Origin of the sequence: Novosphingobium oxfordense, assembly GCF_044029435.1 — a bacterium.
GTDB lineage: Bacteria > Pseudomonadota > Alphaproteobacteria > Sphingomonadales > Sphingomonadaceae > Novosphingobium.
In genome coordinates, this window is record NZ_CP147005.1 from 3434859 (window position 1) to 3460025 (window position 25167).

A 25167-nucleotide genomic window follows, 5' to 3' on the forward strand; every position below is an offset into this window, starting at 1 on the left:
GCTCTCCTGAAAAGGTCTGCTTGACGGGGATGGCGTCCGCTCTAGGGCATATGGTCATGAAGTTCCTTTCCGACAACGCCGCACGGGTCCACCCGAGGGTCTGGGATGCCATGAAGGCTGCCGACGAACCCGATTCGCCTTATGATGGCGATGGTCTCAGCAAAGCGCTGGATGCGCGGTTTTCCGCGCTGTTCGGGCGTGATTGTGCCGCGCTGTGGGTCGCGACGGGCACGGCGGCGAATTGCCTTGCACTTTCGGCCATGGTCGAGCCGCACGGCGCGGTGATCTGCCATCGCGAAGCGCATATCGAGATGGACGAGGGCGGCGCGCCCGGTTTCTATCTCCACGGCGCCAAGCTACTGCTGGCCGACGGCGAAAGCGCCAAGATCACGCCCGACGCGATTGCCCGCGTGATCGATCCGATCCGCGACGGCGTCCATCAGGTGCAGCCCCATGCCGTCTCGGTCACGCAGGCCAGCGAATATGGCTGCGTCTATCGGCCCGATGAACTGACCGCGCTGTCCGCCTTCGTGAAGGGCAAGGGCCTCGGCCTGCATATGGACGGCGCGCGCTTCGCCAATGCTGTGGCGTTTCTGGGCGGCAGTGCGGCCGATGCGGCGCTAGGCGTCGATGCGCTGAGCTTCGGCATGGTCAAAAACGGGGCGATGAGCGCGGAGGCCATCGTGTTCTTCGATCCAGCCATGGCCGACAAGGTCCGCTTCCGCCGCAAGCGGGCGGGGCACCTGCAATCGAAGGGGCGTTATCTCGCCGCGCAGATTCTGGCGATGCTGGAGGGCGACCTCTGGCTCGACAACGCGCGGGCTTCCAATGCCGCCGCCGCCGAGATCGCAGCCTCGGCGGGGGATCGTCTGCTCCACCCGGTCGAAGCGAACGAGATATTCCTCACCTCCACCGCTGCCGAGCGCGCCGCGCTGCGTGCGCAGGGCTTCGAGTTTTACGACTGGGGCGACGATGCCGCCCGACTGGTTACCGCATGGGATTCGCGCGGCGAACACGTGACGGCTCTCGCCCGCGCGGTTGCCGCGTTGTGAGCGGCTCAACCGACACGGCGCCGAGCTTCCTGAAGCCGGCAGTGGCGCTGCCGTTCCTGCTGGTCGCGCTGATCTGGGGATCGACCTGGTTCGTCATCACCGGCCAGATCGGCGCGGTGCCGGCCAGTTGGTCGGTCGCATGGCGGTTCGCGCTGGCGACGCCGGCGATGTTCCTTGTGGCGATCGTCATGGGCAAGAGCCTCAGGCTGGGCAAGGCCGGGCAACTGCTGGCCTTCGCGGTGGGCGTCACCCAGTTCTGCGGCAATTACAACTTCGTCTATCGGGCGGAGATGCACCTGACTTCGGGCATCGTCGCGGTCATGATCGGCTTGCTGCTGGTTCCCAATGCGATCCTGGCGCGAGTGCTCTTGAAGCAGCCGATAACCTTGCGCTTCGCGACCGGCAGCCTGATCGCCATCGGCGGTCTGGCGCTGCTGCTGCTTCATGAGGCGCATGAGGCGCCGCTGGGCGGCAAGGTGGTGCTGGGCACCGTCTTCGCGCTGATCGCGATGATGTGCGCCTCGGTGTCGAACGTGATTCAGGCCAACGATACGGGCAAGGCGCTGCCGATGGTGAGCCTGCTATCATGGGCCATGCTTTACGGTACGATCTGCGACGTGATTCTGGCGCTGGCCGTTGCGGGCCCGCCGGTGATCCCGCACGAGACGAGCTACTGGCTGGGCACCGCCTATCTGGCGATCCTTGGTTCGGTGGTGACGTTCCCGCTCTATTACACGCTGATCCGCCAGCTTGGCGCGGGCAAGGCGGCTTACAACGGCGTCGCGGTGATCGTGATCGCCATGTTCATCTCCACGCTGTTCGAAGGCTACCGCTGGTCGCCGCTGGCGATCGCGGGTGCGGCGCTGGCGACGGTGGGCCTGGTGGTGGCGTTGATGTCGCGCAGCCCTTCGCGGTAAGTCGCAAAGCGCGGTTTCCAGCCGAGCACCCGCCGCGCCTTGCCATTGGCGACGCGGCGGTTCTCCGCATAGAAGGCACGGGCCGTCGGTGAGAGCGCCGCGTCTTCCAGGCTCTGCAGGGGCGGGAAGGGCAGGCCGGCAAGGCGGCAGGCTTCCTCCACCACTGCGTTTTGCGCGCAGGGCAGATCGTCGGACAGGTTGTAAGCGCCGGCGGGAGCCGTGAGGCCCGCAATCACGCCCGAGGCGATGTCCTCCACATGCACGCGGCTGAACACCTGACCCGGCAGATCGATGCGATGGGCGCGGCCTTCACGCACGCGGTCGAGCATGGAGCGGCCCGGGCCATAGATGCCGGGAAGCCGATAGACCCGCGCGCCCAGCAAGAGCCATTCCTGATCCGCCTCCGCCCGCGCTGTGCGGCGGCCGATCCCTACTGGGGCACTCTCGTCCACCCATGCCCCGCCGGCATCGCCGTAGACGCCGGTGGAGGACAGGTAGGACAGCGCCTTGCCCTTCAGTGCGTCGCCATAGCGGTCCAGTACCGGATCGAGCGGCTCCCCGCGCCCCTCGCTGCCGGGCGGGACCGAGGACAGCACATGGTCGGAATCAGCCAGCGCCAGCCGCACATTGCCCTCATCCTCGAAGGAAAGCGTGCCGTCGCGCCCGGTCGAGATCACTTCCCAGCCCTTGCGCGTCAGCCGTGCGGCGATGGCCTTGGCGGTATAGCCGAGGCCGAAGATGAACAGGCGGGGCGCCATCGCTTTCGCTTCCTATCAAAAAATCGCCGCGAATTCGTAGCGGCACGGCTGGCAATCGCAAGGCGGCGGGCCTAACTCGAAAGGCATGGACATTGCCAGCAACGCCGCCTCGCCCGAAGCCGCTCCCGCGCTCGCCACGCCCCCGGTGATCCATCGCGAGGATTACCAGCCGCCCGAATGGCTGGTTCCGGCAATCGCGCTCGACTTCCGGCTGGGCATCGACGCCACGCATGTCACCGCGAAGCTTTCGGTGGAGCGCAATCCGGCGGGTGAGGGCGGCACGACGCTGCGCCTCAATGGCGACCAGATCGCCCCGCTGGCCGTGCGCGTTGATGGCGAGGCGGTGAACGACTGGCGGCTCGATGGCCCGGACCTGCTGGTGGAGCTTTCGGGTGGCGCGCATCAGGTCGAGGTCGAAACCGCCGTCAATCCGGCGGGCAACAGCCAGCTCATGGGCCTCTACGCCTCTAACGGCATGCTCTGCACCCAGTGCGAGGCGGAAGGTTTCCGCCGCATCACCTTCTTCCCGGATCGCCCCGACGTGCTCTCCACTTATTCGGTGCGCATGGCGGGCGACAAGGCGCAGTTCCCGATCCTGCTCTCCAACGGCAACTGCACGGCCACCGGCGAGAATGCGGACGGCAGCCACTGGGCCGAATGGCACGATCCCTGGCCGAAGCCGAGCTACCTCTTCGCGCTGGTCGCTGGCGATCTGGTCGCCAACCACGCGCAGTTCACCACGCGTTCGGGCCGCAAGGTCGATCTCAACATCTGGGTTCGCGCGGGGGACGAGCAGCGCACCCAGCATGCGATGGATTCGTTGATCGCCTCGATGAAGTGGGACGAGGATGCCTTCGGGCGCGAGTACGATCTCGACCTGTTCAATGTCGTCGCCGTGTCGGACTTCAACATGGGCGCGATGGAGAACAAGGGCCTCAACGTCTTCAACACCCGCTACGTCCTGGCCGAGCCCGAAACCGCGACCGACGCCGATTACGACGGCATCGAGAGCGTGATCGGCCACGAATACTTCCACAACTGGTCGGGCAACCGCGTGACCTGCCGCGACTGGTTCCAGCTCTCGCTGAAGGAAGGCTTCACCGTCCTGCGCGACCAGCTGTTCAGCGCCGACATGGGCAGCGAGCCGGTCAAGCGGATCGAGGATGTGCGCACCTTGCGCGGCGGCCAGTTCCCCGAGGATTCGGGCCCGCTCGCCCACCCGATCCGTCCGGATTCCTATCAGGAAATCAGCAACTTCTACACGGCCACCGTCTACAACAAGGGCGCCGAGGTGATCCGCATGATGCGGACCATGGCCGGCACCGAACGGTTCCGTAACGGCACCGACCTGTACTTTGACCGCCACGATGGAGAGGCGGCGACGTGCGAGGACTTCGTCAAGGCGATCGAGGACGGCGCCGGGCTGGACCTCCAGCAATTCCGCCTCTGGTATTCGCAGGCGGGCACTCCGCAAGTCTCGGTCTCGCTCACCCACGAAGGCGATGTCGCGACGCTGACCTTGGCGCAGACCGTCCCCGCCACCCCCGGCCAGCCCGACAAGCAGCCGATGCCGATCCCGCTGCGCGTGGCGCTCTACGACCGTGACACCGGCTCGCATGCAGGCGAGCGGCTGATCGTGCTCGCCAAGGCCAAGGACAGTTTCACCTTCCCCGGTTTCGCCCGGCCGCCGGTGCTGTCGATCAATCGCGGCTTCTCGGCCCCCGTCGCCACCGAGTTCGAGCGCGATCCCGAGGATCTGGTATTCCTGGCCGCGCGCGACGACGATCCCTTTGCCCGGTACGAGGCGATGCAGAGCCTGGTCGTCCAGCACCTCGTCGCGGCGGTGGGCGGCGGGCTTTCCGACGCCGACCGTGCTGCCGGCCGCGCCGCCATCGGCAAGGCTTTTGCGGCCGTGATCGCGGATGAAGCACTCGACGACCTGATGCGCGGCGAACTGATGATGCTGCCGACCGTCGCCTATTTGTCCGAACAGGTTCTGGTCGCCGACCCATACGCCATCCACGAGGAGCGCGAGGCGCTCAAGCACTGGCTGGGCGGCGAACTGGCAAGCGAACTCAAGACCTTGCACGACCGCGCTTCCGCCGTGCCTTACGGCCGCGATGCCTCCGCACGCGGCGCGCGCAAGGCCAAGGCTCAGGCATTGGGCCTGATCGCCTCGGGCGATGCCGTCGAAGGCGCGGCCCGGGCCATCGCGCAATACCGTGCGGCCGACAACATGACCGACCGTCAATCCGCGCTCACCGTGCTGTGCAATCTCGACGGCCCCGAGCGGGTCGAGGCTTTGGCCGACTTCCACAAGCGCTATCAGGGCAATGCGCTGGTGATCGACAAGTGGTTCCAGCTCCAGGCCAGCTGCTTCCACCCGCAAGTGCTCGACCATGTCCGCGCGCTGGCCGATCATCCCGATTTCACCTTGCACAACCCCAACCGCGTGCGCGCGCTGTTCATGTCGCTGGCGCTCAACGCCAAGGGATTCCACGACGCCAGTGGCGAGGGCTATCGCCTGATCGGCGACCTGATTCGCCGCCTGGACCCCATCAACCCGCAGACGACCGCGCGTTTCGTGCCGCATCTCGGCCGCTGGCGCCGGATCGAGCCGGTGCGCGCGGCGATGATGCGCGCCGAGCTGGAGCAGACCATGGCCCAGCCCGACCTCTCGCGCGACGTGCGCGAACAGGTGGGCAAGAGCCTTGGCTGAGGTGGTCGATTCCCGCACGGTCGAGGTCAATCGCGCCAGGCTGCTCGATGACCTGCCCCACGGTTTCCTGGGCCGTCGCGGCGGGGTGAGCACGGGGGAAGTCTCCGGCCTCAATGTCGGGCTCGGGTCGGGCGACGATCCCGCCGCCATTGCCGAGAATCGCCGCCGCGCGGTCGAGGCGGTGCTGCCTGGCGGCCAGCTGGCCAGCATGTATCAGGTCCACTCGGCCGACTGCGTGACGGTGGGCGAGCACGTATGGAGCGATGCCGAGCGCCCGCATGCGGACGCGCTCGTCACAGACCGTCCTGGCGTGGTGCTGGGCGTGCTGACGGCGGACTGCGCGCCGGTCTTGCTGGCCGATCGCGCGGCTGGCGTCGTCGGCGCCGCCCATGCCGGGTGGAAGGGCGCGGTCGCCGGTGTGACCGATCGCACCATCGCCGCCATGATATCCCTGGGGGCCGAGCCTTCGCGCATCGTCGCCGCTGTCGGCCCCTGTATTGCCGCCGTCTCCTACGAAGTGGACGAGGGTTTGCACACGCGCTTCCTGGCGCAATCGGCGGATAACGGCCAATTCTTCGCCGAAGGGCGCCCCAGGCACTGGCAGTTCGACCTTGAAGCCTATGTCGCCGCCCGGCTTGAAGCGGCCGGAATTGGGGGCGTGGAGCGCCTGGGCCTCGATACGTACGCGCAGCCTGAGCGATTCTACTCGTTCCGCCGCGCCACTCATCGTGCAGAGGCCAGCTACGGACGCCAGTTTTCGCTCATTGCCAATCGCTGATCGCCGGGGGGATCGATTTCCCCGGCGATCGCCGGGCGGATCGCCCCTGCGTTCCCCAACGCCCGGCCGCGGCACGGTCTTGCGTCCCGTGGCCTTATCGCTTGAATTTGCTGGCATGCCCCGCGCCATCGTCCTGCCAAAAAGGCGGTTGGCATGCCGGATTTTCGTGTATATCAGCCCGATAGGTCGGTATTCGGTCCGGGGCAGACACAGTGATGTGTTCGGATCGGGCGACCCTTAACGGGGTATACCAGGCTAAAATATAAGTGGTCAGGATCTGGGCTCGCCTCCGGATTGCGCCGGGGCGGGTTGTCGATAAAAACAAGTCAATAATTGTAGGGCAAGGGCAAACATGGCTGAGGCAGACGGCGTGCGCCGGCGCGATTTCATCAATATCGCCGCAGTAAGCGCTGCGGGAATTGCAGGCGTCGGGGTGGTCGTCCCACTCGTCAGCCAGATGTCCGCTTCGGCAGACGTGCTTGCCGCGTCCTCGACCGAGATCGACATTTCCTCGATCCAGTCCGGCCAGGCGATCAAGGCGATCTTCCGCAAACAGCCCGTCTTCGTGCGCAATCTGACGCCGCATGAGATCGCGGAAGCCAACAAGGTCGACGTCTCCACGCTGCGCGATCCGCAGACCCTGGAAGAGCGGACCAAGGCCGGCAAGGAAAACTGGCTGATCACCATGGGCGTATGCACCCATCTGGGCTGCGTTCCCCTGGGGGCCGGCGAAGGGGAGCCGCGCGGCGAGTTCGGCGGATATTTCTGCCCCTGCCACGGCTCAACATACGATACCGCCGCCCGTATCCGTAAGGGCCCCGCGCCCAAGAACCTTGAGGTTCCGGCATACGAATTCTCCAGTGACACGGTCGTAAAGATCGGCTGAGGCGAAGCGAGAGGATAACGAAAATGAGCTTTCCCTGGGCCAAGGATTACAAGCCGAGCCACCCGTTCATGCAGTGGATGGATGAAAAACTTCCCATCCCGCGCCTCGTCTACAACGCCGTCGGCGGCGGGTACGAGGTGCCGCGCAACCTGAACTATTTCTGGAACTTCGGCTTCCTCGCGGGGCTCTGCCTCATCCTCCAGATCGTGACCGGCGTGGTCATGGCCATGCACTACGCAGCCAACACGCAAGTCGCCTTCGACACCGTCGAACAGACCGTGCGCGACGTGAACTGGGGCTGGCTGATGCGCTATGCGCATGCCAACGGCGCCTCGGCCTTCTTCGTCGTCATCTACATCCACATCTTCCGCGGTTTCTTCTACGGCTCGTACAAGGCCCCGCGCGAAATGGTGTGGCTGCTCGGCGTCGTGATCTTCCTGCTGATGATGGCCACCGCCTTCATGGGCTACGTGCTGCCGTGGGGCCAGATGAGCTTCTGGGGCGCCAAGGTCATCACCGGCCTGTTTTCGGCCATTCCTTTCGTGGGTGAACCGCTCCAGCAGTGGCTGCTCGGCGGCTTCGCGCCGGACAATGCCGCGCTCAACCGCTTCTTCTCGCTCCACTTCCTGCTGCCCTTCGTGATCCTGGGCGTGGTGATCCTGCACATCTGGGCGCTGCACATCCCCGGCTCGTCGAACCCGACCGGTGTCGAAGTGAAGAGCGAGAGCGACACCGTTCCGTTCTATCCCTACTACGTCGCCAAGGACGGCTGGGCGATCGGCGTGTTCGCCATCCTGTTCTGCGCGATGGTGTTCTTCTTCCCGAACTACCTCGGTCACCCGGACAACTACATCCCGGCGAACCCGATGAGCACGCCCGCGCACATCGTGCCTGAATGGTACTTCTGGCCGTTCTACGCGATCCTGCGCGCCTTCACGCAGGACTTCCTGTTCATCCCGGCCAAGCTGATGGGCGTGATGGCGATGTTCGGCGCGATCCTCGTATGGTTCTTCCTGCCCTGGCTGGACAAGTCGCCGGTGCGTTCGGGTGCCTATCGCCCGCTCTATCGCAAGTTCTTCTTCTTCGGCCTGATCCCGGCAATGGCGGTGCTGTTCTACTGCGGCGGCGCCCCGGCTCAGGAACCCTACGTGATGCTCAGCCAGCTTGCGGCGCTCTACTACTTCGCGCACTTCCTGATCATCATTCCGATCGTCTCGGCCATCGAGAAGCCGGACCCGCTGCCCTTCTCCATCACCGAGGCTGTCCTCGGCGCGGATGAAGAAGCCAAGCTCGCTCCCGCCGCCGCGCTGGAAGCCTGATCAACAGCTGGAACGAAAGACGAAAGACATGGCACGCATTCTCTCGATCCTCGTCGGGCTGTTCTTCACGGTCGCCCTGGCGTGGTCCTTCGGCAAGGGCGCCTATACCCAGCTCACCGAGCCGCCCGCGGCCACGGCCGAGCATGAATTCCACATCGGGCCGGAAGAATACAGCTTCGCCAGCGATGGTCCGTTCGGCAAGTTCGATCGCCAGCAGCTCCAGCGCGGTTTCCAGGTCTACAAGGAAGTCTGCTCGGTCTGCCACGCGATCCGCCACGTCGCCTTCCGCGATCTGGCCGCGCTGGGCTACAGCCAGCCAGAAGTGAAGGCGATCGCCAAGGGCTTCCAGGTTCCGGTCTTCAATCCCGCGACTGGCGAAGTGGAAACCCGCGCCGGTGTCGCCACCGACTATTTCCCGCCGGTGGTCTATGCCGGCCAGGGCACGCCGCCGGATCTCTCGCTGATCACCAAGGCGCGTCATGAAGGGCCGCAGTACGTCCGCTCGCTGATCACTGGTTATCGTGACCAGCCCGCAGAGCTGCTGCGCAAGTTCCCCGATGCCAAGGTGCCGGACGGCCTGCACTACAACCCCTACTTCGCGAACCTCAACATCGCGATGCCGCCGCCGCTCACCGCGGATGGCCAGGTGACTTATTCGGACGGCACCAAGGCGACCAAGGAACAGATGGCCACCGACGTCGCGGCCTTCCTGATCTGGACCGCTGAACCGAAGCTGGAAAAGCGCAAGCAGACCGGCTGGGCCGTGCTGGGCTTCCTGCTCTTCGCCACGGTGCTGGGCTATATGTCCTATCGGAACATCTGGGCCGGCAAGAAGCACTGAGGTCGGTTTACCGGTGAATCGAAGGCCCCGCCATCCCGAGGGAGGGCGGGGCCTTTCGTTTGTCACCTGTAGCGGCTAGGTCCCTCGGCCATGACACTCGATGAGATCAAGGCGATCGTCCGCACCGTGCCGGACTTTCCCAAGCCCGGCATCCTGTTCCGCGACGTGACCACGCTGATCGGCGACGGGCCCGGCTTCACCGCCGCCGTCGCCCTGATGGCCGAACGCGCCGCGGCAACCGGCGCGGAAGCGATCGCCGGCATCGAGGCCCGCGGCTTCATCTTCGGCGCCGCCATCGCCTCCCACCTCGGCCTGGGCTTCGTGGCGGTGCGCAAGCCGGGCAAACTGCCGGTGCCCGTCATCGCCATCGATTACGCGCTGGAATACGGCACAGACACGCTGGAGGTCGATCCTGGCGCCGTTCACGAGGGGCAGCACGTGGTGCTGGTGGATGACCTGCTGGCGACCGGCGGCACCGCTCTGGCGGCCGTGGAGCTCCTGCGCCGTGCCGGTGCCCGCGTGGACCACGCCCTCTTCGCGATCGACCTGTTCGAACTGGGCGGCGCCGAACGCCTCAGAACCGCAGGTGTTGCGGCCGATGGCCTGCTCTCTTTCGAGGGCCACTGAGGCATCCACACGAATTTTAACAAGAGAACCGTTGACGAGCCGCCACTTCTCATGGCAAGCGCCTGCCTCTGGCGGCGCAAGCCCCATCGGCAGATGTCGAGCGGGCGGGTATAGCTTAGTGGTAAAGCTCCAGCCTTCCAAGCTGGCTATGCGGGTTCGATTCCCGCTACCCGCTCCAATTTCTCGATCGCGAGCATATCGGCACTCCGAATTCTGCAAATCGGCGGCGGGAAGTAGGACGCGTGCTTCCAGATTGCTGGCGTCATCGCCGCAACGCCTGCCGTGCCGGGGGATGCATGCGCGGTCGGTGTGCCATCGACTTTAGGCGGCGATCAGAGTGTGTTTGGACGGTTGGACCTTTCCCTGTTCCGTTTGTCGGCGACATAGCTTCGGCCGCCCTTTGCTTTGACAATCTCAAAGAGCCCCATGGCGTCAAACAGGGCAGGAAAGTTCTTCACGCCATAGTTGCCCGGTCGATGGGGGCTGCCGTTTGGCTGCGCTGCCAGCTGCCGACATAGAGGCCCATCCATCGTCGCGAGCGCTCGCCTCGACCGCGCTCCGAAGAATCGCCAAGAGCCGAGTGTCGCTAGATAGAGGCTTCGAAATGGGCTTCGTCCCGGCCCCTTCGGCACTTCGACTGGTGGTTGCGCTCACGGGTTTTGCACCTGCCGTGGTTCCTGGTGGCGGCGCCTTCGGTTTGATGTCCTGCTGTTCCGGCATTGAGTTTGGTGCCGCATTTCCGTCGGGGGGACTATCCAGGAAAAGGAATTCTGAACATGCATTGACGAACGGGCGAGGGGGCTTGCGCTCTCCAAACCAATTGCGGAGTGCCCATTCGCCCGAAGTTGCATGATCAACGGCGTGCAGTCTGCGTTGTTGATTATGGTATGTGCCCGCCCCATTTTCTTGACATCGGGTATGATGTCGGTGCTGAAGAGGAAAGGAGCTGGCCATCCCATAATCAACAGGTAGAAGGCCAAATAGCCTCCCACGATACGCCAGGTGATGATTGCTCGGTTCCGCCGCACATCGGAGTGCGTTGGCGCGGCGGTGGAGGATCGGTCGGGGTTCGATTTCGGCAGCCATGTGCGACTTGCCAACCTGCTGGTGGCGAAGGCCTCCGAGCCGTCACGGGAAGGACGGCGATGGCCGGCGCCGCTTTGGGATTAACGCTTGAGCGAGCGTATCTTGCTGCCGAAAACACTATCCCAGAAAATGGCTGAAATCGAATAGTTGCCGCCCTCATCGAGATAATGATGGCGCATGTGATGGCGCTTCAGAGCGGAGCGCAGCTTGCCCCGCATCGGCCAGTGATGGCAGGCATAGTGAACCACGTCGTAAATGACGTATCCGATCATGAACCCCAGAAAAATCCAGGTCCCCGCGCGGCCGACCAGCAGGGCGAAGATGCCCCAGACGGTGGCCGCGATCGGCACGCTGGCCGAAAGGGGCATGAGGCTGCGAAGGGGATCGTTCGGAGTGTCGTGATGGTTGCCATGCATGAGGAAGACGAACCATTTCAGGATCGGCACGTCGGTTTCCAAGTGAAACATGTATCGGTGCATGACGTATTCGAAAAGCGTCCACACAGCTAGGCCGACAAGGACCCGGGCGCACCCTGCCAGTGGATCAACCGCTCCCCAACCCGCCCAGGCGATGGCAGGAAGCAGCATGGCCCAGGCCACCGCGAATGTGCGCGGAGAAATGAACGTAAGTTGTTCAAGCTTCTCGCTCTTGAACAAGCGAATACGTTGCGGACTAGGATCTAGCGCGGGCATCGTATCAACTTCGAGCATCAGGTGCCAGGAACTGTCAAGCCAATAGTACCCACAACTGGCCGAGATGGTAACATTACAGGCCCGGTGCACGACGGCGCCGTCATGCCTCTGGCTCTCTGCAAGCCAAAATTGCAGGGGACCATGCCCGATGGCGCGGTTCATGGCTTCATGCCACCGTATCTCCAAGCTGCTGGAGGATTGCCCCCAGTCAGGCAGCAGTTTAGGCATGGGCGGGTTCGGGAATGATCTCACCCAGCACGGTCGTAAGTACGGTGTGATGCAATTCCGCCGGCGTCAGATCCACTTGTCGGTTGCCGCCCGTAACGATTTGGCCGGCAGCATCGAGGCGGACGATCACGTAGGGGGTGTGGCGGTCTTCGCCGGGGGCGGTGGCGCCGGGGATGCTGGGGCGGTGATCGCCGAAGAAGACGAGCATTGCCGGTCGCCCCATGGAGCCGAGGCGTTCCATGAGCGTGGCCAGCATGGCATCACTGTTGCGGACAAGGCGCAAGTAGCTCTGCTTCAGATCGCCGCTGGGATGCCCATCCGGCGCCCAGGGGCCATGGTTTTCGATAGTGACCGCATAGATCAGAGTGGGGCCGATGGCCGTTTCGCAGAGGCGGAGGATCTCTTCGGTCATGGCCGCATCGGTTACATAGCGGCCTCCCTGCGGCGCCGGAGGGGCAAAGCGATCCTCCCCCACCAATTCGTCGAAGCCGCCGGCCGGCATGATCCGATCGCGACCATAGAACCGCATGTCGTGGGGATGGGCGAACAGGCTGCGCCAACCGGCGGCCTTTAGGCGCGCTGGAAGGGCATAGGTCGCATCGCCGGTCGCGGTGAGAAAAGGGTCGTAGCGTCGGAAGCCGAGTTCGTCCTCATCAAGGCCGAACAGTACGCCATATTCCGTGCGCATGGTGTAGGCGCCAAAGCCGCTTACCAGCAGTCGCCCCCGTTGCCAGGCGCTTTGGCGAGCGGTGGCAAGCCCGGGAAGGGCGAGACTGGGGTCGACAAACAATTCGGCGGGGTCTGCGAAGCTCTCGCACTGGATCATGACAACAAGATCGGGCGACGTGTTCGGCGCGCTTCGCGGGACGTCGCGGCATGGGGGGGGATTGCTGCTTTTGCGCCAACGCAGCCAATAGAGCAGCAGTGTCGGGAGCAGGCCGTGGTGCAGCACGTCTGCGTGTGCCGAAGGGGTTTGCGCAAGACGGCGGATCGCGGTGAACTTTAGGGAGGCGGCAAGCACCGCCAAACTCAGCGCCAGCAGACCAAGTCCGATTGCATGCGGCAGCGGTGCCGGCACGAAGAGCCAAGCAAGCAATGCGAAAAGAACAACGGCAATGAACCCGGCGACGATGCGTTGCCAGATGGCAACAGCGGACAAATAAAACTGTGGGTGGTGGAATATCGATCCGATCAGCGCCATGTCCGAAAAAAGCAACGGTTCGCCGAGCATCGCGTACTTGGCGTTAGAAGCAACCGTGATCAGGGCTAACATTGCAAGAACGAGACCGGCAGAGACTGAGACATTGCCGCAACACATCAGACAAAGGCCGAACAGGGCGGCCGTCATCCAGATCAGCAGCCATGTTCCGGCAGCGCTGCGTGGAATCAAATCAATCGGCATGCTGCCGCGCCTGGGACGAATCAGACCGTCGAGGAGAAGGAAGCCAAGCGGAAGGGCTACCAATGTGAGTTCGTCAATCGTCATCGTTCTGCCGCGCAAACCAGATCTGTAGCCCAGCCCCGTTTGAGCACCGTTCAGCGGGCGGAAAGGCGGTGATAGCGAGACGTATCAAGGCTGTCATCCGGCGTCTCCGTCCTTGAAGGGAGCGGAAGTTGGTCTTCCTGTGTTCATTGATGCGAACTGACGGTTTGACGGGAAATTCCTCACGCCGTGGGCGCAACCTTCAAGGCGCTTTGCGCCGCAATTCGGAAGCCATTTGGAGCGCCCATTCTACGATGCAGGACCTTCACGCCTCTCCAATTTTCCCCGGTGACGAGGCTTCCTTGGCGGAAGTACAAAAACGCAATGTCCTGATGCTTCAGGGGTTGATGGGGCCCTTGTTTCGTCGGTTCGGGCAAGGGCTGATGGAGGCCGGCCACAGGGTATTCAAGGTCAACTTCAACGGCGGCGATCGTCTGTTCTGGGGCCTGCCCAACGGTATCGATTATTGCGGATCGCTGGAGGAGTGGCCCCAGGCTTTCGCCAGCCTCCTTCGTGAACACGATATTACCGATGTTACCCTTTTCGGGGATTGCCGGGACCACCACGTGCCGGCGATCCGAATCTGCCGCGAATTGGGCATTCCGGTGCACGTCTTCGAAGAGGGTTATATCCGGCCTGATTGGGTTACGCTCGAATTGGGCGGCGTGAACGGACATTCCTCGCTTCCTCGCGACCCGGCGTGGTATCGTGAAACGGCCGCCGCCTTGCCCGCGATTGAACAGCCCGCCCGGTTTACCGCCTCCTTTCGGCGCCGGGCGACCGAGGGATTGCTGTACAACGCTGCCGATGTGCTCACGCGCTGGTACTATCGGCACTGGAATAATCATCGTCCCTGGCATCCGGTGGTCGAAGGCGTCGGGTGGCTCCGCAAGCTACGTCGTCAAAAGGAACGGGATACGTTCGGTGAAGAGCTTCTGGCGCGGCTGAAGGCGTCCGAGGAACCCTATTTCCTGTTTCCGCTGCAGCTCGATTCCGACGCGCAGATTCGCCTTCATTCACCGTTCGCAGGAATACTTCCGGCCCTCCACCTGATTATTGAATCGTTTGCCGATTATGCACCGAACGATGTGCGCTTGGTGGTGAAAGAACACCCGCTGGATAATGGGGTGCGCGATTGGCAGCAGGAAACGGCGGATCTTGCCGATCGGTTCGGAGTTGGAGATCGCGTGGATTACCTGCCGTCGGGCGATATCGTTTGCATTGCGCAGCAGGCACGGGGGATCGTGACGATCAACAGCACGAGCGGGACGTTTGGCCTCTCCATGGGCGTTCCGGTAGTCGCGTTGGGGCACGCTGTGTATGATATTCCCGACATTACATATCAGGGTGGGCTGGATTCCTTCTGGCGAGACCCAGTCCCGCCGGATGCCCAAACATTCGCGGCATTCCGTCGCGTGCTCGTTGACCGCTGCCTGATCCCTGGAGGCTTTTTCTCCGAAGATGCCTTGGCCAACGTCGTACGTCATGCGGTGGAGCGCTTTGAGGGCAGGAGGTTGCCGACGGAGCGAGAACCGACGCATTCTGCGTCGGCGTATTGACGAACTGGCTAGAGGTGGTGTGCAAAAGGCGGGGCCGGCCTTGGCCGCTCACTCCGGGACAACGGGACTTGCAAGGCTTTACGGTGTCCGTTTGACACCGGCACTGCAACTCCGGATAGCTGTATACGGATAGACAGAACAGCCATCTATGATAATTCCGACCAATGCGCGTCTTGCCGGGCTACCCTATCTTCGGACATTCATGGCCGATCAGCCCCATGCCGTGATCGGATGGGGGCGCAAGCGTTCCGGTCGCCGTGCTGAATGGATCGCCCGTATCCTGCGGCGCCCGCTTGCCCTGTTGGAAGATGGTTTCATTCGCTCTTTCGAGCGCAATGCGCCAAGCCTTTCGGTGATCGTCGACGATCTCGGAGTCTATTACGACGCCCGCGTTGTCTCGCGGATGGAGCGCGTGATTGCCGCCGGTGCGGATGGCGCCCAATCGGAGCGGGCGCGTCAGTTGGCAGCGGCTTGGCGTGACGGTGGGATTTCCAAGTACAACCACGCGCTGGATTACGAAGGCGCGCTTCCCGAACACTATGTCCTGGTGGCGGATCAAAGCCTCGGGGACTTGTCGGTGATCGGCGGGTTGGCGGACGCGGCAAGCTTTACCGCGATGCTTCATGCAGCTTTGACCGAGAATCCGAACCACACGGTGCTCGTCAAAATCCATCCGGATGTGCTGACGCACCGGAAACGCGGAAATCTTGTGCCACGGGATTTGCAGCATCCCCGTATTCGGCTGATCGCGGATGGCTGCCACCCGGCCCGTCTGCTGCGCAACGCGGCATGCGTTTACGCAGTGACTTCGCTCATCGGCTTCGAGGCGTTGCTCTGGAGCCGGCCCGTGCGTTGTTTCGGCATGCCATTCTATGCCGGCTGGGGCCTGACGCACGATCATCTCTCCCCACCCGTGCGGCGGGGGCACGCCCGGGTGGAAGACCTGGTCCATGCCGCGCTGGTGGCGCAGGCACGTTACGCCGATCCCACCGATGGAGCGCACTGGAAGGCAGAGCAGGCCATCGCCTATGTGGCGCGGCGGCGTGCTGCCGGATTCGGCCGGTACGTCGCCGAATCATGATAGCGCGCCTGCCCACAACCGACCTCTACTTCGCGCATGCGTGCTCGGATTGGATAGGAGGACGGTGGTCACGCGGGAGCGTGAAGGCGCTGGGAAACAATTGCTTCGTCGCCGGAGACACCCTGTTGCTGATCAGGCGCGACAAGGATGCGCTGATGTGCCGGGCGCTCGATTGGCCGGGGCGTCTGGTCTACCTGATTGATGACGACATTGCCGGTGCGGCGCAAAGCCCGGACTTGCCGGCGGATTATCGGCGCCGCCTGGCGGAGTTCGACCAGGCGTACCATCGCGCGTTGCTGGAACGCGCGGATGTGTTGCTGGTGCCTTCTGAGCCGCTGGTTCGGTTGTTCGCGCAGGATCCGCGCATCACCGCGAAAGTGCTTCGGATATTCCCCTATTGGCCGTTCGATTACGCCGATGACCGGCATTTTGCAGAGCTGGAGCGAGGAGCGCCGCTGCGCATCGCGCATTTGGGCAGCGGTAGTCATGCAGGGGCCTTCGCTGCCGTGGCTCCCGCCCTGGCGGAATTGTTGGAAGGATCTGCCGACGTCCATCTGACCTGCTTCGGCAGGGAACTGCCACCCGCGCTTCCGAACCGCCATCCCCGAATTGCCCGCCTGACGCCGATGCGCTGGCCGGCCTATCGCCGTTGGCTGCCGCGACAGCGCTTTCATCTGGCGCTTTACCCTTTGGAGCCCACCCCGTTCGACGTGGCGCGGTCCGCCAACAAGGTCGTCGAACACGCGATCGTCGGCGCAGTGGGGCTTTATCCGGAGGACTGGCCCCTGGCCGATCTGGCCGGAGGAGGCTGTCTTACCGCTCCCGCGGACCCGGCCGACTGGGCGGCGGCGCTGAAGGATGCGGTCGGTCGCCGTGCGGAATGGCCTGGACTTGTGCGGCAGGCCGCGCGTTCTATGGCCCCCTGTCACGATCGTACTGCCCAGCGTGCAATATGGCGCGAGGTGCTTGATCTTGGCTGAGAATACGCGGCCGATCGGCTTCTGGCCCGCTTTCCTGCGCGTTCTTATACAGCGCCCGCCTCAGGCGCTGGACGCGCTTTACTGGTATGTTCGCGGCCGCAAGGTGCGCGCGCGCAATCGCCTGCGGTTGAGCAGGGGCCAATCGCCGGACGCTTACGCGACATGGATCGCAACGGTGGAACAGCAGGAACACGCTCTGGCCACGGCCTCGGTGGTGATGGCCGGATGGAGCCTGCGCCCGCTGTTCTCCGTCGTCGTGCACGAAGCCGAGGTGCCGGATGCGACAAGGCTCGGGGAAATTCTCTCCATGCTCGATCGCCAATCCTATCCGCATTGGGAACTGATCGTCGTTCCCGCCGCAGGCCGGTTGACGATCGAACCCAGTGCTGCCGTACGTATGGCATCCGTCGCGGCCGGGAATGCCGCAGAAGCGCTTGCGATCGGCGTGGCAGAGGCGAAGGGAGAATTCATCCTACCTTTGCGCGAAGATGCCCTGCTCCCCCCCACGGCGCTCTACCGCTATGCTCAGGCCTTGCAGGGCACGCCCGGGGCGGAGTTGTTCTATGGCGACCACGACTGGATGGATGCGAACGGCGAACGCATCCATCCCTGGTTCAAGCCTCAATGGAACGAAGAGATGTTCCTGGCGCAGGACTACATTGCACCTACCTGCGTCATCCGCGCCGAAATCGCCCGTCGCGCGCCGCCTGTCGACGCCGATCTGGCCAATATCGCGGTCTATGCGCTTCTGTTGGGGCTGAGGGAAGGGGCGCATTTCGTCCATGTTCCCCATGTGCAGGCGCATTTGCGGCTGGATAGCCCGGAAAACGGTCACCAGGCCGAGCGTCTGCTGGCCGTTCGGCGTGCGCTGGCGGATGGCGTCGAAGTCCATCCCGGACCATTCGGCACGTTGCGGGTGCAGTGGCCGCTGCCCACGCCTCCGCCATTGGTCAGTATCATCGTGCCGACGCGTGACCACGGGAAGCTGCTGCGGGCCTGCATCAGCGGACTGCTGGAACGGACCGCCTACGCCCCCCTCGAGATCATTGTCGTCGATAACGGGAGCACGGAATCCGCCGCGCTCGACTATATGCGCGAACTTGAGGTGCGGCCCGAAGTGCGGGTGCTGCGCTACGATTATCCTTACAACTATGCGGCGCTCAACAATTTTGCCGTTGCGCAGGCGCGCGGCGAATATTTGTGTCTGCTCAACAATGATACCGAAGTCACGAATGGGATGTGGCTGGCGGAGATGATGCGCCATGCCGTGCGGCCGCAGATCGGCGCGGTAGGGGCGATGCTGCTCTACGATGACGGTTCCATTCAGCATGCGGGTGTGGTTGTCGGCCTGAAGCAGGCCGCGGGCCATGCACATCGTTTCTCGCGACCCGAACTGCCGGGGTATTTCCGTTATCCTCACGTGCCGCAATATGTGAGCGCGGTGACAGCGGCTTGCCTCGTTCTGGCTCGGCACAAGTACGACGCTGTAGGCGGTCTGGACGAAGTGCAACTGGCGATCGCTTTCAACGACGTGGACTTGTGCCTCAAGTTGCAGCAGGCCGGATGGCGCAATCTCTACGCTCCGCAGGCGGTGATGCTGCATCACGAATCGAAATCGCGGGCCAGGGATGTTTCGGCCCGGCGCCGGGAACAATATGCGGTCGAACTGGCGATTCTCCAGCAGCGCTGGGGGGCGGATCATTACGTCGACCCGCTGCACCATCCACAACTCGATCGAGATTCAGAGGATTTCACTATCTACGCAGCGTAAGGCCCGTGCCGCAAAATTCGTATTTCGCGAATTTTCAAACAGATGGGGTGGTTGCCGCCCTCCCTCGACGGCATCGCGATGTGCCAAGATAGTGGTGTTGAAGCCCACTGAATGGGAAGGACGGCAACCGTGACGAACGATACGATGATCGGCGTGGACTTGGCAAAGTCTGTTTTCCAACTGCACGCAGCCTCAGCGACTGGGCAGCTCTTGTTTCGGAAGAAGCTGTCGCGGTCGGCATTCGCAAAGTTCGCGGCGGAGCATCCGCCAGCGACTATTGTGATGGAGGCCTGTGGCAGCGCGCATTACTGGGCACGCGAGTTGGCTCAATACGGCCATGAGGTTAAGCTGATCCCACCGCAATATGTGCGACCGTTCGTGAAGCGTCAGAAGAATGATGCAGCCGATGCCGAGGCGATTGTGATCGCGGCACAGCGGCCGGAGATGCGGTTCGTCGAAACCAAGTCGGCTGAACAGCAATGTCGAGCAATGCTGTTTCGCACACGCTCCAGATTGGTCCGGCAGCGGACCGAACTCACGAACATGCTCCGTGCCTTTCTCTATGAGCTTGGCCATGTAGTACCGCAAGGCATTCATAATCTGCCGCGAATAGCCAACATCGTGGGGGATTGTGACAACGACCTGCCTGAGATTGCACGCATGGAATGCCACGATTTGCTGGAGCAAATTGCGGCGATGACCGGGCGGATCGCGACAAGTGACCGCCGCATCAAAGCCCTCGCGGGACAAGCGGACATCGCGCGACGGCTTCAGACCATGCCCGGCGTGGGGCCGCTGACGGCGCTGGCAGTCGAAGCGTTCGCTCCACCGATGGAGAGTTTCGATTGCGGCCGAGACTTTGCCGCCTGGCTGGGCCTCGTCCCGAAACAGCATTCAAGCGGTGGCAAGGAGCGGCTCGGCCGCGTCTCCAAGGCCGGGCAGAGCGACATCCGCCAGTTGCTGATCATGGGCGCCATGTCGCGATTGAACTGGATGGGACGAAAATCGATCCCAGGCACTTCATGGCTGGCCCGCATGCTCGCGCGCAAGCCGCGGATGTTGGTGGCAATCGCATTGGCCAACAAGATGGCTCGCACGATGTGGGCGATGTTGGCGAACCAGGAAGACTATCGACCCCCGGCAACGGCAATCGCAGCCTGATCGAAAGGTAGCGCAAGGCCCGAACCGGAAAGAGGGAGTGAGAAGGCGACGACCCGAATGGGCAAAATGATCGAACAGATCTGGAGCAGGAAAACCAGTTGAGAGTCCCGAGCCGCGAGCTCGTTAAACAGATTTGGACCTGCTTTGCGGATCACCATACCGGCCAGCGGCTTCTGGAAATCGCCGCAAGCAAAGGCCTGACAGAAGACCGCGCTCGATCACCTGCTCACCGGATCAGAAACTTCTCGCCTCACGGGCGGCAACCACAGAAGACTCTTTGGGCGCCGCCAAACCTGTGAGGGGGCCCTTCGACCTATTGTGGGCAGGCCGAACGATGCAGATACAGCCGACAATCACGAACTTTGCGCATATCCCGTTTCAGGAATCATCCTTATTTGTGATGGTTGAAAAACGCATGAATTGAGCGCACAATTCGCGGACAGGCATAGAATCGAAAGGGTGGCTTGAATGGTTATCCCGGTTCACATGAGAACGCGACACATCGATACGCATTCGGAATGGGTTTTTGGTCGGGGTTTCTTGCTGGCTCTGATTTTATCATTGATGCTTTGGGCTGTTTTATTGTCGCCATTGTATCTCTGACGAAAAATTCGTTTCTTTGCACGTTCATCGCCGCATCCAGCCAGCGGCCGTAACGACGGGGTTGCCATAATTGCTGGACGCGTCACAACGCGCTCATGGATATTCCTGGTATTTACCATTCATGGATCGACTGGATCGGAGACGGCACCGGGCTGCCCGATTCCATATTGCATATTCACGCCGGCATGGCGGTTCTGATGCTGGCGCGCCTTGTGACAGGACGATCGCTGGGGACCTTCATTCCCTTTGCCTTCGTCGTGGGGGCCGAGTTCGCCAACGAACTGATGGATTATCTTCATTACGGCTGGCGAGCGGCGGATACCTATGCGGACCTCGCAAATACCTTTTTTTGGCCTTTCGTAATAAGCTTGGGCGTTCGAATTCGCCCGCTGGCGTCGCAGCGGGCACGCCTCTGAAATTGGGAGAGCCATGCGGCATATCCGGGCAGATACTTGCCGCTTTCTCCTTGTTGCCCCCATTCAAACCGCTATCGACGGATGAGATGACGGCGCGGCAAACACATGGCACGGCCAACAGAATTCATCTGGGCGCGGGATTGGCGCTGACGCTTCATTTCGATGCCGTGCGCCGATCGCCGCAGGCGTGGCTTGCCGCATTATGGTGGCGCATCGTGGGCAAGAAGGTGCGCTCTCGTGCCCGCTTTGCGGCGCTCTTCGCCGCTTCTCCTCATGCCTACCGGGTGTGGCTGCGGAGCGAAACGAGGTTGGAAGACGCACCGGACGAAGGGCCCGCGATCGTCGCCCTGGTGGCGGAGGGGCCGGGCCAGGAGGATACGTTGCACAGCCTTGCCAGGCAGGGCGTGCAGGCGTTGGTTATCGGTTCTGCCGAAATCCCGAAACCATCGGATGCGGTTGCCCGGATCGACTGGAGTGCCCGACCCTGGCTAATGCCGCTTGCCGCCGGGGATGTGCTCGCTCCCGGCGCGGCCGCCGCCTATCGCGCCGCTGCGGGAGCGACCACCGCCGCCATCGTCTATGCGGACGATGACCTGCTGGACGTGAAGGGGCGGCGCGTCGATGTGCATTTCAAGCCCTCGTGGAACGCCGAACTGCAAAGCCATTTCGACTATCTGACGGGCGCTTGCGTTCTACGTGCTTCGACGGCCGATCTTGCTGCTGTTTCCGGCCCCGATTGGGCCGCGCGGTTGATCTCGACAAAGACTGGGGTGGGGCGGGCGGTCCATATTCCGCACGTCCTTCATCACCGCCGGGTCCGTCCGACGCCGCGATTGCCGGTAACGGCGTTGCCTGCAACAACCGAGTCCGCGCAGGCGGCGCTGCCGCGGGTCACGGTCATCATTCCGACGCGCAACCGTGTCGATCTCCTGTCAACCTGTATCGCCGGGCTAGCTCGCACGGATTATCCGGATGTTGAGGTGATCGTCGTCGATAACGGTAGCGACGATCTGGAGAGCCTCGAATACCTGGCCGGGCTTGACCCCACCCACTATCGGGTGCTGCGCGACGATGGGCCGTTCAATTTCTCTGCGCTCAACAACCGCGCGGCCAGGCTGGCGAGCGGCGAACTGCTTTGCCTGCTGAACAACGACATCGAGATGCTGGGCGACGATTGGTTGGCGATCATGGTCCGGCAGGCGCTGCGGCCGGAGGTTGGCGCGGTCGGTGCGCGACTGCTTTATCCCGATGGGCGCATCCAGCACGCGGGTGTAGTGACGGGGATTTGCGGCGGCGCATGTCACGCCCATCGCCTGTTGCAGCCGGACGAAGAGGGTTACTTCCACCGTCATTCGCTGCCGCAATTCGTCTCCGCGGTGACCGCAGCGTGTCTGGTGGTGCGAAGAGAAAGTTTCGAGGCGGTCGGCGGGCTGGACGAATCGAAATTCGCGGTTGCCTTCAATGACGTTGATTTGTGTCTGAAACTGAATGCGCGGGGGTGGCAATCGCTCTACGAGCCTCGCGCGACGCTCGTGCACCATGAATCCGTCTCTCGCGGGCTCGACCGCGACCCCGTGGGCGCCGCGCGTCTGGCAGGAGAACTGGCTGCGTTGCGAGAACGCTGGGGCATCGCAGACATGGAGGCGCGGGTCGACCCTTACCACCATCCGCAACTCAGCCGGTACAGCGAACGCTTCGTAGTGCGGATCAGCCAGTGAGAGGGCTTAACGAGACTTGATCAAAACGGCGCTCGCATGCGTTGGGACGAGGCAAGCGCTTCGTCGTGCTTTCCAATCGGGCGATTTTGACCTGCCAAGGGTCATTTCCTCCAGTTGCGATTAGAGTCCGGCCTCCGGAAGGACGGACGAGATGAAGCGCAAGAGGTTTACGGAAGAGCGTAACCGGTGTTCTCAGGTCACGGCAATCCAAGGCATGAGTTCGCCGACAGCGTTTGCAGGATGTCCCGGGGGCAGTTTGGCGAGAGTTTCGGTTAGCCAAGTGTGCGGGTTGATGCCGGAGAGCTTGCGGTTTTCAATGAGCGTGGCGATCATCGCCCAGTTGTCGCCGCCTTCATCGGAGCCGGCGAAAAGGGCATTCTTCCGATCGAGCGCGAGGGGCCTGATTGAACGTTCGACGGTGTTGCTGTCGAGATCGATGCGGCCATTATCGAGGAAGCGTGAGAGGCCATCCCAACGGGTAAGCGCGTAACGGATCACCTCGCCGAGCTTGCTCTTGGCGCTGGCCTGCCGGCTCTGGGCCTCGAGGCAATGCCGCGGCTGCGCTCGGTACGAGCTTGCCGCTGCTGTTCGGCAGCGGCGCCACGAACTTCGTCCTCGATGGCATAGAGCCCGGCAATGCGCTGCTGGACTTCTGAGGCAACCGGGGAGTTGTCGGCCAACTCATAGAACTTGCGCCTGACATGTGTCCAGCAAAAGACGAGTTGGATCTGTTGGCGGCGCTTGGCGAGCGCGGCATAACCGCCACAGCCATCGACCTGCAGGATGGCGGCGAAGTCGCCGAGATGCGCCTCGGCTCGCTCGCTCTTGCGATCGGCCGCGTAAACGTAGGCGACCATTGGTGGATCACCGCCAGCCCATGGCCGGTCGTCGCGGGCATACGCCCATAGCTGTCCGGTTTTTGTGCGTCCGGTACTGGGGTGAGCGCCGACACTGTCGTCTCATCGGCGAACAGCCGCTTCGATCGTCGCGAGGATGTGGTCGCGCAAGGGGCGCAGATACCAGGCTGCCCGGCCGACCCAGTCCGCCAGGGTGGATCTGTTGAGACGGATGCCCTGCCGGGCGAAATCTGCGCCTAGCGGTACAACGGCAGGTGGTCGGCATTACTTGGCGACCACCTGCGCGATCGGCGCCTCGGTCGGAAGGCCCCCTTCGACGATCCGCACCGGGGCTTGCGCTACTGCGCTCTCGCACGAACGGCAGCCGTACTGCGGGCGGCGCGTGACAAGGACGCGGAAGGTAGTGGGCACTACATCGAGCCGTTCGGCCACATCCTCGCCGATCTGGCGGAGTGCGCCACCGCAGCATGGACAAGCAGCGTTCTCGACATCGACAATCTGTTCGATCCGTTCGAGATGAGCTGGCAATGATCCGCGGTTGGTCTTGCGGGGCCGATCTGCCGGCGCCTGCTTCGCATTGTCGCGGGCATGCTTGGCCTGAGCCAATGCCGTCTCGACTTTTTCCAGTGAGCTGGTCGGGATCGAGTGGTTCGAAACGGCGGCCGAAACGGTGGCGTTACAAGGCATCGATGATCGCCACCACCAGTTCGGTCCGGGCCCCTTTGCCCATCCGAACAACGGCCCCGCCGATCTCCACCTCTATGACGTCATCTAAAGTCGGCGACGACGCCTCGCCCACCGTACCCATCCGGTGGCTCGCGCCTTGTCGATGAGGTAAGGGACCGGTCTTAAGTGCGCTCTTAAGAGTGCGCTTAGGAGCGGTCGATGGGTCAGATGACAGTGTTTTCCGGGCCTGAGCGGCGTCGCCGTTGGAGCGACGAGGAACGGCTGAAGATCCTGAGCGAGGCCTTCGCGCCCGGGGCCTGCGTCGCCGAGGTCGCACGGCGACGTGATGTGCCGACCGCGCTGGTCTACACGTGGCGGCGTAAGCTGCGCGATGCTCACTCCGAGCCCGAACCGGACGATTTGGCGGCTCCCGGTTTCGCCGCGGCCGTGATGATCGAAGATATCGACGTCGCTCCTTCCGGCCTGCAGCCCGCGATCGTCATCGACCTGGCGCGCGGCAAGCGGATCAGCATTTTTGCCTCGGCTTCGCCGGCGCTGGTGGCCTCGGCGTTGAAGGCATTGCGATGATCCCCTCAGGCGCCCGTGTGTGGATCGCGATGGGGCACACGGATATGCGCAAGGGGATGCAGGGACTCGCTTTGCTGGTCCAACAGGGCCTCAAGCGCGATCCCCATGGCGGCGATCTGTTCGTGTTCCGCGGGCGGGCCGGATCTCTGGTGAAGCTGATCTGGCACGACGGGATCGGTATGTCGCTCTACGCCAAGCGGCTCGAGAAGGGACGCTTTGTCTGGCCATCGGCGAAGGACGGGATGGTGTCGCTGACAGCTTCGCAACTCGCCTGCCTGCTCGACGGGATCGACTGGCGGAACCCGCAGTATTCCTGGCGTCCGCAGAGCGCTGGATAGGGGCGTCGTTTTCTTCTCCAGCGGAGCATTTTGCGCTTCATTT

The 25167-nt window shown here is 63.1% G+C and carries 23 protein-coding genes, 1 tRNA gene and 1 pseudogene; 18 read left to right on the plus strand and 7 right to left on the minus strand.

Annotated features, from left to right (window positions below; all coding sequences use genetic code 11):
* The first annotated feature begins 56 nt into the window (after positions 1 to 56).
* Positions 57 to 1052, plus strand: coding sequence for a threonine aldolase family protein (locus WBP07_RS16420; RefSeq protein WP_395392663.1), 996 nt, complete (start codon positions 57 to 59; stop codon positions 1050 to 1052).
* Positions 1049 to 1969: a DMT family transporter gene (locus WBP07_RS16425; protein WP_395392664.1), complete on the plus strand. Its 921-nt coding sequence runs from the start codon at positions 1049 to 1051 to the stop codon at positions 1967 to 1969. Before WBP07_RS16420 ends, WBP07_RS16425 begins: the two co-directional genes overlap by 4 nt.
* Here the strand turns inward: WBP07_RS16425 and WBP07_RS16430 are convergent.
* Entirely contained in the window at positions 1879 to 2727 is an 849-nt protein-coding gene (locus tag WBP07_RS16430; RefSeq protein ID WP_395392665.1) for an SDR family NAD(P)-dependent oxidoreductase, read from the minus strand. The two genes, WBP07_RS16425 and WBP07_RS16430, sit on opposite strands and share 91 nt — an antisense overlap.
* 85 nt (positions 2728 to 2812) lie before the next feature.
* Here WBP07_RS16430 and pepN point away from each other — a divergent pair, with 85 nt between their 5' ends.
* From pepN to WBP07_RS16465, 7 genes are all read left to right on the plus strand, one after another.
* On the plus strand, positions 2813 to 5446 hold the full coding sequence (pepN, locus tag WBP07_RS16435) for an aminopeptidase N (RefSeq protein WP_395392666.1): 2634 nt from the start codon (positions 2813 to 2815) through the stop codon (positions 5444 to 5446).
* Positions 5439 to 6224, plus strand: a complete 786-nt coding sequence (gene pgeF, locus WBP07_RS16440; RefSeq protein ID WP_395392667.1) for a peptidoglycan editing factor PgeF — start codon at positions 5439 to 5441, stop codon at positions 6222 to 6224. The genes pepN and pgeF overlap by 8 nt, the downstream gene beginning before the upstream one ends.
* Before the next feature lie 352 nt (positions 6225 to 6576).
* Positions 6577 to 7110, plus strand: coding sequence for a ubiquinol-cytochrome c reductase iron-sulfur subunit (gene petA / locus WBP07_RS16445; protein WP_395392668.1), 534 nt, complete (start codon positions 6577 to 6579; stop codon positions 7108 to 7110).
* Positions 7111 to 7133: 23 nt separating this feature from the next.
* Positions 7134 to 8429: a cytochrome bc complex cytochrome b subunit gene (locus WBP07_RS16450; RefSeq protein WP_395392670.1), complete on the plus strand. Its 1296-nt coding sequence runs from the start codon at positions 7134 to 7136 to the stop codon at positions 8427 to 8429.
* A gap of 28 nt (positions 8430 to 8457) precedes the next feature.
* On the plus strand, positions 8458 to 9270 hold the full coding sequence (locus tag WBP07_RS16455) for a cytochrome c1 (protein WP_395392672.1): 813 nt from the start codon (positions 8458 to 8460) through the stop codon (positions 9268 to 9270).
* 90 nt (positions 9271 to 9360) lie between these two features.
* Complete coding sequence (locus WBP07_RS16460) at positions 9361 to 9897, plus strand: adenine phosphoribosyltransferase (protein ID WP_395392673.1); 537 nt, start codon at positions 9361 to 9363, stop codon at positions 9895 to 9897.
* Between the two features lie 104 nt (positions 9898 to 10001).
* Positions 10002 to 10075: transfer RNA gene (locus WBP07_RS16465), tRNA-Gly, on the plus strand.
* 988 nt (positions 10076 to 11063) lie between these two features.
* Here the strand turns inward: WBP07_RS16465 and WBP07_RS16470 are convergent.
* Positions 11064 to 11837, minus strand: coding sequence for a sterol desaturase family protein (locus WBP07_RS16470; RefSeq protein WP_395392675.1), 774 nt, complete (start codon positions 11835 to 11837; stop codon positions 11064 to 11066).
* 58 nt (positions 11838 to 11895) lie between these two features.
* Positions 11896 to 13389: an LTA synthase family protein gene (locus tag WBP07_RS16475; RefSeq protein ID WP_395392676.1), complete on the minus strand. Its 1494-nt coding sequence runs from the start codon at positions 13387 to 13389 to the stop codon at positions 11896 to 11898.
* A gap of 251 nt (positions 13390 to 13640) precedes the next feature.
* Between WBP07_RS16475 and WBP07_RS16480 the strand changes: the two genes are divergently transcribed.
* The 7 genes from WBP07_RS16480 to WBP07_RS16510 all read left to right on the plus strand — a co-directional run bounded on the left by WBP07_RS16480 (position 13641) and on the right by WBP07_RS16510 (position 22675).
* Positions 13641 to 14945 carry a capsule biosynthesis protein gene (locus WBP07_RS16480; RefSeq protein ID WP_395392677.1) on the plus strand — a complete coding sequence of 435 codons (1305 nt, stop codon included), beginning with the start codon at positions 13641 to 13643 and terminating at the stop codon, positions 14943 to 14945.
* Between the two features lie 202 nt (positions 14946 to 15147).
* Positions 15148 to 16026, plus strand: coding sequence for a hypothetical protein (locus tag WBP07_RS16485; protein ID WP_395395819.1), 879 nt, complete (start codon positions 15148 to 15150; stop codon positions 16024 to 16026).
* A 125-nt stretch (positions 16027 to 16151) separates the two neighbouring features.
* Positions 16152 to 17006, plus strand: coding sequence for a hypothetical protein (locus WBP07_RS16490; RefSeq protein ID WP_395392678.1), 855 nt, complete (start codon positions 16152 to 16154; stop codon positions 17004 to 17006).
* 175 nt (positions 17007 to 17181) lie between these two features.
* A complete protein-coding gene (locus tag WBP07_RS16495; protein WP_395392680.1) occupies positions 17182 to 18777 on the plus strand; it encodes a glycosyltransferase family 2 protein in 1596 nt (531 codons plus the stop codon).
* 111 nt (positions 18778 to 18888) lie between these two features.
* Complete coding sequence (locus WBP07_RS16500) at positions 18889 to 19938, plus strand: IS110 family transposase (RefSeq protein WP_395392682.1); 1050 nt, start codon at positions 18889 to 18891, stop codon at positions 19936 to 19938.
* Between the two features lie 698 nt (positions 19939 to 20636).
* Positions 20637 to 20957 (plus strand): hypothetical protein, encoded by a 321-nt coding sequence (locus tag WBP07_RS16505; protein WP_395392683.1) that lies wholly within the window; start codon positions 20637 to 20639, stop codon positions 20955 to 20957.
* An 86-nt stretch (positions 20958 to 21043) separates the two neighbouring features.
* Positions 21044 to 22675, plus strand: a complete 1632-nt coding sequence (locus tag WBP07_RS16510) for a glycosyltransferase family 2 protein (protein WP_395392684.1) — start codon at positions 21044 to 21046, stop codon at positions 22673 to 22675.
* Between the two features lie 192 nt (positions 22676 to 22867).
* On the opposite strand, the gene WBP07_RS16515 is transcribed toward WBP07_RS16510, so the two are convergent.
* The 4 genes and pseudogenes from WBP07_RS16515 to WBP07_RS16530 form a co-directional block, all read right to left on the minus strand.
* Positions 22868 to 23008, minus strand: coding sequence for a transposase domain-containing protein (locus WBP07_RS16515; protein ID WP_395395820.1), 141 nt, complete (start codon positions 23006 to 23008; stop codon positions 22868 to 22870).
* Positions 23009 to 23077: 69 nt separating this feature from the next.
* Positions 23078 to 23745: pseudogene (gene tnpC, locus WBP07_RS16520) on the minus strand (IS66 family transposase); the annotation flags it as partial.
* A 51-nt stretch (positions 23746 to 23796) separates the two neighbouring features.
* The gene (locus WBP07_RS16525) at positions 23797 to 24219 is read right to left on the minus strand and encodes an IS66 family transposase zinc-finger binding domain-containing protein (RefSeq protein WP_395392686.1); all 423 of its coding nucleotides are present in this window, start codon (positions 24217 to 24219) and stop codon (positions 23797 to 23799) included.
* A complete protein-coding gene (locus WBP07_RS16530) occupies positions 24209 to 24340 on the minus strand; it encodes a hypothetical protein (protein WP_395392687.1) in 132 nt (43 codons plus the stop codon). The genes WBP07_RS16525 and WBP07_RS16530 overlap by 11 nt, the downstream gene beginning before the upstream one ends.
* 77 nt (positions 24341 to 24417) lie before the next feature.
* Here WBP07_RS16530 and tnpA point away from each other — a divergent pair, with 77 nt between their 5' ends.
* The gene (gene tnpA, locus WBP07_RS16535) at positions 24418 to 24786 is read left to right on the plus strand and encodes an IS66-like element accessory protein TnpA (RefSeq protein ID WP_395392689.1); all 369 of its coding nucleotides are present in this window, start codon (positions 24418 to 24420) and stop codon (positions 24784 to 24786) included.
* Positions 24783 to 25124, plus strand: coding sequence for an IS66 family insertion sequence element accessory protein TnpB (tnpB, locus tag WBP07_RS16540; protein ID WP_036524680.1), 342 nt, complete (start codon positions 24783 to 24785; stop codon positions 25122 to 25124). Before tnpA ends, tnpB begins: the two co-directional genes overlap by 4 nt.
* Positions 25125 to 25167 lie beyond the last annotated feature (43 nt).

What these genes read in the sequence shown, in the direction of transcription:
- tnpB (WP_036524680.1), top strand. Translation starts at nt 24,783, where the DNA reads ATGATCCCCTCAGGCGCCCGTGTGTGGATCGCGATGGGGCACACGGAT.
- WBP07_RS16510 (WP_395392684.1), top strand. Translation starts at nt 21,044, where the DNA reads ATGACGGCGCGGCAAACACATGGCACGGCCAACAGAATTCATCTGGGC.
- WBP07_RS16480 (WP_395392677.1), top strand. Translation starts at nt 13,641, where the DNA reads ATGCAGGACCTTCACGCCTCTCCAATTTTCCCCGGTGACGAGGCTTCC.
- WBP07_RS16475 (WP_395392676.1), bottom strand. Translation starts at nt 13,389, where the DNA reads ATGACGATTGACGAACTCACATTGGTAGCCCTTCCGCTTGGCTTCCTT.
- tnpA (WP_395392689.1), top strand. Translation starts at nt 24,418, where the DNA reads ATGGGTCAGATGACAGTGTTTTCCGGGCCTGAGCGGCGTCGCCGTTGG.
- WBP07_RS16500 (WP_395392682.1), top strand. Translation starts at nt 18,889, where the DNA reads ATGGGAAGGACGGCAACCGTGACGAACGATACGATGATCGGCGTGGAC.
- WBP07_RS16460 (WP_395392673.1), top strand. Translation starts at nt 9,361, where the DNA reads ATGACACTCGATGAGATCAAGGCGATCGTCCGCACCGTGCCGGACTTT.
- WBP07_RS16505 (WP_395392683.1), top strand. Translation starts at nt 20,637, where the DNA reads ATGGATATTCCTGGTATTTACCATTCATGGATCGACTGGATCGGAGAC.
- WBP07_RS16430 (WP_395392665.1), bottom strand. Translation starts at nt 2,727, where the DNA reads ATGGCGCCCCGCCTGTTCATCTTCGGCCTCGGCTATACCGCCAAGGCC.
- WBP07_RS16530 (WP_395392687.1), bottom strand. Translation starts at nt 24,340, where the DNA reads ATGGGTACGGTGGGCGAGGCGTCGTCGCCGACTTTAGATGACGTCATA.
- petA (WP_395392668.1), top strand. Translation starts at nt 6,577, where the DNA reads ATGGCTGAGGCAGACGGCGTGCGCCGGCGCGATTTCATCAATATCGCC.
- pepN (WP_395392666.1), top strand. Translation starts at nt 2,813, where the DNA reads ATGGACATTGCCAGCAACGCCGCCTCGCCCGAAGCCGCTCCCGCGCTC.
- WBP07_RS16420 (WP_395392663.1), top strand. Translation starts at nt 57, where the DNA reads ATGAAGTTCCTTTCCGACAACGCCGCACGGGTCCACCCGAGGGTCTGG.
- WBP07_RS16455 (WP_395392672.1), top strand. Translation starts at nt 8,458, where the DNA reads ATGGCACGCATTCTCTCGATCCTCGTCGGGCTGTTCTTCACGGTCGCC.
- WBP07_RS16515 (WP_395395820.1), bottom strand. Translation starts at nt 23,008, where the DNA reads ATGATCGCCACGCTCATTGAAAACCGCAAGCTCTCCGGCATCAACCCG.
- WBP07_RS16450 (WP_395392670.1), top strand. Translation starts at nt 7,134, where the DNA reads ATGAGCTTTCCCTGGGCCAAGGATTACAAGCCGAGCCACCCGTTCATG.
- WBP07_RS16525 (WP_395392686.1), bottom strand. Translation starts at nt 24,219, where the DNA reads ATGCCTTGTAACGCCACCGTTTCGGCCGCCGTTTCGAACCACTCGATC.
- WBP07_RS16485 (WP_395395819.1), top strand. Translation starts at nt 15,148, where the DNA reads ATGGCCGATCAGCCCCATGCCGTGATCGGATGGGGGCGCAAGCGTTCC.
- WBP07_RS16470 (WP_395392675.1), bottom strand. Translation starts at nt 11,837, where the DNA reads ATGAACCGCGCCATCGGGCATGGTCCCCTGCAATTTTGGCTTGCAGAG.